The sequence below is a fragment of the Coleofasciculus sp. FACHB-712 genome (genome assembly GCF_014695635.1).
Taxonomy (GTDB): domain Bacteria; phylum Cyanobacteriota; class Cyanobacteriia; order Cyanobacteriales; family FACHB-T130; genus FACHB-T130.
Genome location: NZ_JACJOQ010000587.1, coordinates 1 through 7,812 on the forward strand (window position 1 = coordinate 1; position 7,812 = coordinate 7,812).

At 46.5% G+C, this 7,812-nt stretch carries 8 protein-coding genes and 1 pseudogene; 7 read left to right on the top strand and 2 right to left on the bottom strand.

Annotated features, from left to right (window positions below; all coding sequences use genetic code 11):
- A partial coding sequence (gene arsM, locus H6F50_RS21415; RefSeq protein ID WP_190430267.1) for an arsenosugar biosynthesis arsenite methyltransferase ArsM occupies positions 1-773 on the bottom strand: 773 nt, incomplete at its 3' end.
- A 191-nt stretch (positions 774-964) separates the two neighbouring features.
- Here arsM and H6F50_RS21420 point away from each other — a divergent pair.
- From H6F50_RS21420 to H6F50_RS21430, 3 genes are all read left to right on the top strand, one after another.
- Positions 965-1,300 carry a (2Fe-2S) ferredoxin domain-containing protein gene (locus H6F50_RS21420; protein WP_242029147.1) on the top strand — a complete coding sequence of 112 codons (336 nt, stop codon included), beginning with the start codon at positions 965-967 and terminating at the stop codon, positions 1,298-1,300.
- A 194-nt stretch (positions 1,301-1,494) separates the two neighbouring features.
- Positions 1,495-2,469: a M48 family metallopeptidase gene (locus H6F50_RS21425; protein ID WP_190430271.1), complete on the top strand. Its 975-nt coding sequence runs from the start codon at positions 1,495-1,497 to the stop codon at positions 2,467-2,469.
- A gap of 226 nt (positions 2,470-2,695) precedes the next feature.
- On the top strand, positions 2,696-3,982 hold the full coding sequence (locus H6F50_RS21430; RefSeq protein ID WP_242029146.1) for a hypothetical protein: 1,287 nt from the start codon (positions 2,696-2,698) through the stop codon (positions 3,980-3,982).
- Positions 3,983-4,105: 123 nt separating this feature from the next.
- Here the strand turns inward: H6F50_RS21430 and H6F50_RS21435 are convergent, their stop codons facing one another.
- The gene (locus H6F50_RS21435; RefSeq protein ID WP_190430269.1) at positions 4,106-5,110 is read right to left on the bottom strand and encodes a lysylphosphatidylglycerol synthase domain-containing protein; all 1,005 of its coding nucleotides are present in this window, start codon (positions 5,108-5,110) and stop codon (positions 4,106-4,108) included.
- A gap of 90 nt (positions 5,111-5,200) precedes the next feature.
- On the opposite strand from H6F50_RS21435, the gene H6F50_RS21440 reads away from it, so the two are divergent.
- From H6F50_RS21440 to H6F50_RS21455, 4 genes and pseudogenes are all read left to right on the top strand, one after another.
- Entirely contained in the window at positions 5,201-5,371 is a 171-nt protein-coding gene (locus H6F50_RS21440) for a hypothetical protein (protein WP_190430270.1), read from the top strand.
- A gap of 230 nt (positions 5,372-5,601) precedes the next feature.
- Entirely contained in the window at positions 5,602-6,156 is a 555-nt protein-coding gene (locus tag H6F50_RS21445; RefSeq protein ID WP_190414873.1) for a DUF6658 family protein, read from the top strand.
- A gap of 100 nt (positions 6,157-6,256) precedes the next feature.
- Positions 6,257-6,853, top strand: coding sequence for a DUF6658 family protein (locus H6F50_RS21450; protein WP_190414872.1), 597 nt, complete (start codon positions 6,257-6,259; stop codon positions 6,851-6,853).
- A gap of 396 nt (positions 6,854-7,249) precedes the next feature.
- Positions 7,250-7,812: pseudogene (locus tag H6F50_RS21455) on the top strand (hypothetical protein); the annotation flags it as partial.

A 7,812-nucleotide genomic window follows, 5' to 3' on the forward strand; every position in this document is an offset into this window, starting at 1 on the left:
GCACCATCTTCAGGAATTGCCACTTTAAAAGAAACAGAATCCAAACTTTCTAATAGCAATGGTTCCTGCAACCCGTAGCTAGCGCAATCCAGCAGTCGGTAAGGACGCCGCGCTCGAATTTCTATCTGCCCAAATCCAGCATCAATAAGATGCTGAGTATATTGCTCGTAAGTTAAAGCACCTGACAGACACATTGCCCGTAACCGTTCATCCTGCCGCAGATGTGGTGGGATGGGACGAGTGGCGATCGGGTCGCTCATCAGTAGACGACCCCCTGGTTTTAACACCCGGAAGGCTTCTTGAAGCGCCCGATGCAGGTCAGCGGGTTCAAAGATATTAAATAGACAATTCTGCGCCACCACATCTACAGAGGCGTCTGGCACCGGCAGGGAGAAGGCATCCCCTTCCCGAATCTCCACAAAACTGGGGTCAAACCAGGAATTTTCTTGGGCAGCGATCGCTAAGTTCCGAGTCGCTGCCTCGCGCATCGCCGCCACTGGATCGACGGCAATCACCCCACCCGGACGGCGAGAAAAATAAGCAAATTGCAGCGCTTCCAAACCACCGCCAACGCCGACATATAGCACCGTCGGGTCATTAGCGAGTTCAGCGGCATGGACGGTAGTACCGCAACCGTAGTTCATCTCCTGCATCTGAGGCGAAATTTTTAGTCCTGGCAGTTGCAGGGGACTGCTTTGGACACAACAAAGTCCGACTTGTGGCGTCTGCGCTACTTCACTATAAAACTCAGCAGCAGTTTCGAGATAGCTCACTCAAATATTCTCCTAGATTGGCGTTGCGACTTTTTAGCAAATTGCTAAAAATACTCTGATTCCAATCTATAAGGCTATCAAATCCCTAATAAATGAGCATTGCCTGAAAAAGGACTCTCCCCAGCGCTACCAACTTTTCCCCTGGTCTGCTAAGGCGAAGTTAACATAGAGCCATAGGAATTTATACTGTGCTGGACTCAAAAGTGGAAACTGGTTCGCAAGAAAAGTGTTTGGAGCAAGATCGGCGTTGCGTCATCGTTTGCCAGTACCGTTCCTGTTTGGTAAATGGAAGCGCAGAGGTCCTTGCCGCTTTTGAGAGTGCTGATATTCCCGGAGTCATAGTGACGGGGAGCGGTTGCCAGGGACAGTGCAGCTGTGGTCCTACAGTGCGAATTGTCCCGGAAGAAACTTGGTACTGCCGAGTTCAACCCAGCGATGTCCAGACGATCGTTGAACAACATTTACAAAAAGGGGAACCAATAGAAGCAAAGCTGAATCCCAGAATTCACATGAGAATCAGTTTTTGAAGTGATTTTCACTCCGATAACTGCCGCCGTGTCAAGTTTTCTCAGATGTAGGTTGGTTACTTGCTTAAATCAAGCAGTTTTTGTGGCAGTTTAACGACACGGCGATCGCGCATCCCTGTGATGTAGATCAAAAGCCGCTCGTTGTATTTCTAGGCTTTAATAGTTCAGTAGAACGCTGTATAAGGCTCATCAATATGCCTACTTATACCGGAATTTCCAGTGAAGCTTTTAGACATCCCCTCGACCGACAAGCCGAGCAAGCCTTACGCAGCGTGCCTGGATTTGATATGGTTGCCCGTAAATTTGTGGAATTTGCCTCTGAGCGTCCCCAGTTTGTCTACCACATGGGCAATAGCATTCAGGTCGGGCCGCGTCAGTATGCTAGCATCTATGGCATTTTCCGGGAATGCTTGCGAGATCTGGACGTTTACCCAGAACCAACGCTTTTCGTTTCCCAAGCGCCTTGGGTTAATGCCAGCGCCCTCGGACAAGAACGCCCTTATGTGATCCTGAACTCTGGACTTTTAGACCTGCTCAACGAAGCGGAACTTCGGGCAGTCATTGCACATGAATTAGGACATATTAAATGCGGTCACACGACCTTACGTCAGATGGCGGTTTGGGCTTTGCAAGCGGTCAATTTTATCGGGAACGCGACCTTTGGCTTCAGCACTTTAGTCAGTACCGGCTTGGTTATGGCATTTATTGAATGGAGCCGTAAAGCGGAATTATCAGCAGATCGAGCCGCTTTCCTGGTGACAGACGACCTGAATCCGGTGATGCACTTAATGATGAAATTTGCTGGTGGCAGCGCCCGTTATGCCAATGAAGTAAATTTAGATGAATTTATTCGTCAATCGCAAAAATATCAGGAATTGGACGAAGACGGGTTGAATCAAGTCTACAAGTTCTTACTTTACAATAACTTTACTCAAGGTTGGTTTACGACCCATCCCTTTACGGTCGATCGCCTTCACCACTTGCAGGAGTGGGCAAACTCAGAGGAATATCGTCACATTCGCCGGGGCAATTACCAACGTTCCTCTGCACAGGGCGCGGTGAATGTCCCATCAGAAACAGCCGTTAATGAGGTGGATGCGCTACAGCGTCAAATTGAGGAATTGCAAGAACAAATTAACCGTCTCCGGTCTGAATCCGAAGATCCTTAGCGGTTGAGAGCAAGTTCCCCAAGCGTATGTATTTTCAAGGATTGCTATGGGCAGTCAAGTCAAGTACTATACACTGCAATTAGCATTGACGCTGGGTGCCATCTACTTTCTCTCTTCACACTCTAAGGAAGGACTCAATAGTCCTAATTAAGGAATGGTCAGGGACATTCTATCAGATGGATATCAGGCCGAGTTTCGTGTCATTTCCAACCAGCCAGATCGAGATATGATCTATCGTTTTTTGGTGGACATTGTTCAGCAATGGCCTCCAGAAGCCGTTCTGCAAGAATTTAAGCAGTTATTTATTTATTACAGTCCTAACGCTGTTAATACCAACGCGGTCAAAGCGCTTTCAGACATTATCTTTGCGAATGATGAAGAAGAATTTAAAAACACCCTAAAGCGCTCTTGTTATATCCTCATCAATAATTGGGAAACGACGCGAAGCTATAAAGCAATTAAAGAATTAGTTTTAGTATTTAGCGATTTAAATATTAGCAAGTCAACCTTGTCTCCAAGTTTAAGTAAGTTGAGACTTTGGCTTGTAAGTTTTATTAAAAGCCAAGACTATCAAGATTTAAAGATATTTGCTGCTAGATACGAAGAACATGAAGCAACCCATTGGAGCCATCGTTATACTTCTTATCTGTTAGTTCCTCAATATGCGAATCTCTCAAACCCCGTCGAACAGCGGGAAGCCGCCAGAGCATTGTCGCAAGAACTGAAAGATCGCTTTAAGTTTGAGCTAGCAATGTATACCACGCGATCGCAGTCGGCGATGCCAAGAGAAATTTTGCCTAAAAACCCGACTGGTTTAGGGGATGAGGTACTGCGTCTGATCAAGACGATTGTTGCGAAACGGGGGCCATTTAGCTATACAAATCTGGCAAATATTTTTCTCCAACAAACTCAAGGACTTCTCTACAAAAACTTTAAGCATAGTCTACAAAAGTATTTGATTTTTTCTGTAGAAAACAGAAAATTTGTAGAGGTCTTGAAAACAAAATTAGAAGAAAAGCTAGATGTTGTATATGAAAATCATCATGAAGAAACGCTAGATGATGCCCTGTTGTTAAGAACCTGTAATCGGGTGATCGAATATTTAACGACTGAAAATCATCGGGAACCTTCGCCTCTATTTATTTTATTGATGTCGCAAGGGCATCCTTTGACTTTAGTAATCGTACTGCTGAAAATTTTATTAATTTGTAAAAATGTTCGCACCCATTTAGAAACTTGCATTGCTGAGTTAATCAAATACTATATGCACTATCCGGAAGAGGATTGCAAGTGGGTCGTGAATTTCTTTGAAATATTTCATATAACCTTTGCTATCTATGGTGAAAACGTTCAGTACAATTTGATCAAGATGAACGGAAATGGCACGAAGAAGCTGCCTAACGGGACGGCACAGATGTATCGAGTTTTTTCTCAACTGAAGTTAGATAGCGATATAAAAGCTGCAACCTCTGCGATCGCAGAGGCGATGTCAGATCAAGTTGCAGAGGATTAGGTTTCTGGCTACTCGTTGAAAGCGGGACAGGGGAACCCCACCCATAATCCCTCCCCGGTTTTCGGTGAGGCGAACCTGGATTGAGGGGGAATAAAGTTGTCATAGCTGTAGTTGATAGCCCTTTTAGCGATCCTTCAGCTCGCTCAAAGTTGCCAATCCAGCAGCGGCGGCTTCCGCTAAAATACTCACCAAGCGGAATAGGGCGACGACGCTGAGGAGAATGGCGGCAGAAAAATGTTGACCGAATAGAGCGATCGCTGTCGCTTCAAATACCCCGATTCCCCCAGGTGCGCCGGGAACAATCAAACCCAACAGCCATGACAAACTAAACCCACTCAGCAGCATCGGGATTTGATTGGGATTCACTGGTGTCAGAGCTAGCATGGCAAACAAAAACCCCGCGCCACGCAGTAACAAAAAGCCAATTTCTCCCAACAAAGGAAATAGAGGATAGCGCTCAAGTCGAAAAGAAGCTTCTGCCGCTTCTGTGGGGGGTTGAGAAGCTGAAGCAGAGATAGCATTTTCTTCTCCCCCTCGCCCCTGCGCCCCTGCACCTCTTGCTTTCTTTCCCTTAAATTTACTTGCCAACTGCATCAGCGGGTTCAAAATTCGGGGATGAACGCCCAGCAAAACCACACCCAAACCAAGAATTTGTAAGGTTCTCGTCTGGGTATTCTGAGGGACACCGGCCCAACCCAACTGGCTACCTGCTAGGGCAACTAATAAAGCGGCAGCCGCCATCAGCAGGGGTTCGAGTAACACGCTGAGAGTCGCGGCACCGAAAGAACCCCCGTGGGATGTCACCGCCACGATGCGCCCGTAGTAGTGCCAGACATTCCCTGGTAAATACTTGGCAAGGTTGGTTTTCAGGTAAACTTGGAGCGCCCATCGAGGCTGAACGGGTTGCCGGAACGATTGCAAAATCCAACTCCAGACGAATCCAGACCAAGTATGAGCCAGTAAAGTAATCAAAAAGGCGATCGCTAGATTTGTCCATCCCGCACCAGTCATTCGGATGGCTGCGACTTCCCGCCAATTGTCTTTGAGAGCTTTTGCCAAAAAAAATAGCGTCCCGCCGAGAATCACCCAGCGCAAGTACGGCTTCAGGGATGACCAAATTTTTTTCATGACCTTTCACACTGGGTAGCGAGTTGAGGCAAATACCTCATCCTAGAGTATGAGAATACCAAAGTGAGAACGGTAGCGAGTCTGTAACTTTTGCCAGAGGGAGCGATCGCTCTTCTGTTTCTACACTTTGCAGACATTCGCGAACAATTTCCCAGCCAAGCTTGGCACATCTGGGATACGGATAACGATCCGCTACCTGATGGTGAGGCAAGTTTGATGTCAGCGATCGCGTTTGAGGCAGCGATGCCCAGACCCATCTGATGCTGAAAGATTGAGAAAAATCAGCCAAGTTCTAGGCTGAGCGATGTTTTTAGCTGGCATGGTCGCGAACCAACCAATATCACCGTAGTTTTGCTTATTTTTTGGGAATCTCTCTACGGTTAGAGAGAGGTTGCTTTTAGTTGCAACCAGAATGTGACCTGCGCTAGAGGTAGGAACACTGTAGCTTTTGTATTGTTTATGACAGTTCGTAAAAATCTTGGGAGTAGTGTGTGAAACACTTAACTGCTTTCTTTAAAAAACTACGGTTACGTCAAATATTGACCGTTTTTTTGGCAGGCGCGTTGCTAATTGTTACCAGCGCTTGTAACAATGGCGATTCTTTAGGGGCACGTCCACAAAATCCCCCCGTGCAAATGGGAGGGAACAACAATCCCCACAGCAATGGTGGAGATGGCTACACGAATTACAAAATGTCTACCGATCCTAACGTCAGCAAAACAGCGAATCCACGCGATCGCGCTGACTTGCAGATCCTGTCCAATCAGTTAATTGCTACCAGCGATTCTGAAATCCTCTACCCGGGTGCTGAGACACCAGCAGGTCGAGCCGCAAAGGAAAAAGAATTGCCCATAAAAACTTCAGAGGATTTTGAAGTCTCTGGAGCTGGAGGTCGTCAACCTATAATCAATCGCAGCGATCCTAATGCCAAGATATTAGAAAGTATCGGTGAAGAGTTCAAAGAGGCTTCCAGCTTCATCAAAGATAAATCAGATGAAGCCGGTCAGAGACCTGAAATGCAAAGCAACCCTGCTTTGCACAAATAAGCAAATAATTGAGATTTTCGATTGGCAGTCAATCGAAAATCTCGGATTGCAATGCTAACCAAAACAACCATTGACTCGTACAGAAAAAGGAGTTTTTTTGATGAACAGCGTAATTAATTGGTTGAAAAAAATCAACTTGGGCAAAATCCTGACCGTGTTTTTGTCCGCCACGATCATTTTTGTTACCACCGCTTGTAATGGTGGGGCACAAGCGAAGACCGCCGACCAAATTAGGGAGGACGTTCCTACAGGTGCCTTAACCAATGAGTATAAAGGTGGGATGAACGACTATAGCGATACCGATCCCAGAAGAGACACCTCAGGCGTAGCAGCTAAGGCAAAAGGCCTAATTGACAATGCTGAGCGCCACGTAATTGACGAGACCGATGACGTAGGTACAAACACCAAGCGGATTCTGGATAAGAAGGGCGAAAACGCTAAACAGTTCGGTGAGAATGTCAAGCAAAATACCGACGCAATTGGCGACAAAGCGCAAAAATCGGCTAGTGATTTCGCTAAGGGAACAAAGCAGGGAATTGAAAATCTCAAGGGCAATACTCAGGATGCAACCAAAGACCTGGGTAAAGGAACGCAGCAGGCAGCTGACAATGTCCAGGAAAATAGTAAATATGCAGGCAGAAATGTAATTGAGAGTGCTAAGCGGGCAGCAGATAAGGCTGCTGATGCGATTGATTAGCAGCGTCTGGAATTAAATAAACACCGGACTCAATCAATGATTCTAGGGGCGGGATAATCCTGCCCCTATTTGCTTTGATACTAGGGGCGGGATAATCCTGCCCCTATTTGCTTTTGTATCCCTATAGCGGTTCTAACTTGAGTGCTATATCACTCGGAACCTCACCCCCAGCCCCTCTCCGTGAACGGAGAGGGGAGAATATTGAACCCCTCTAGTTAAAGAAAAGGTCGAAGGGCAAGGGTGGGGTTAAACCGTACTGCATCGAATAGAGAATTGTGATAGTACCCTGTCAGGGTTTCTCCGGGAGAATCCTTTCGGAGAAACCGGATCAAAAATACATAACCTCAGCCTGACTAAAGATATAGCCGAATAGAACACACACTCTCGGCGATTGAAATGAAAAAATTTCTAACCGTTGTGCTGTCTCCAACTGAGGTGGCGAAGCAGCTGGCATCTGACTGTCCTGGCTATTATAGCGCAGCAACCCATGAAAGTATTGCTCTGTGGCTGGTGGGAGAGGACGGAGAGCGTTTTGAAACGTTTAATGCAACTCAGAGGGTAATTGCCTTGCAAGCGATGGATTATCGCTATCGCATTTTACGGCAACGCTACTTAGGCGTGGCACCAGAGCGTGCTTATTGCAACTTGACGACTCGGCTGGGGAGTTTAGTATTGCTGAAGAATAAAATTCGGACTTGGGTGGCGCTATCGCGCGATCGCTCGGCAACGGTTGTCGATGTGTTGCAAGAAGTCATTCAGGAATTATTGCATCGCGATCGCTACATTCAACAGCAAATTGCCTGGATTAGCAAATGTACTTCAGACGCTCGCTTAGGCAACTCTCTACTGATGAGCAGCATCGAAGAATACTGTCTCAGACCAATTCGCAACCAGCCACTTTTAGTTTATAGATTTTTTAACTATCTACGTCGTTCCCGGCGGGGGGGGATGACTCATAT

Excerpts from the sequence above, each read along its gene's own strand:
- H6F50_RS21425 (WP_190430271.1), top strand. The coding sequence starts at position 1,495 with ATGCCTACTTATACCGGAATTTCCAGTGAAGCTTTTAGACATCCCCTC.
- H6F50_RS21430 (WP_242029146.1), top strand. The coding sequence starts at position 2,696 with ATGATCTATCGTTTTTTGGTGGACATTGTTCAGCAATGGCCTCCAGAA.
- H6F50_RS21435 (WP_190430269.1), bottom strand. The coding sequence starts at position 5,110 with ATGAAAAAAATTTGGTCATCCCTGAAGCCGTACTTGCGCTGGGTGATT.
- H6F50_RS21450 (WP_190414872.1), top strand. The coding sequence starts at position 6,257 with ATGAACAGCGTAATTAATTGGTTGAAAAAAATCAACTTGGGCAAAATC.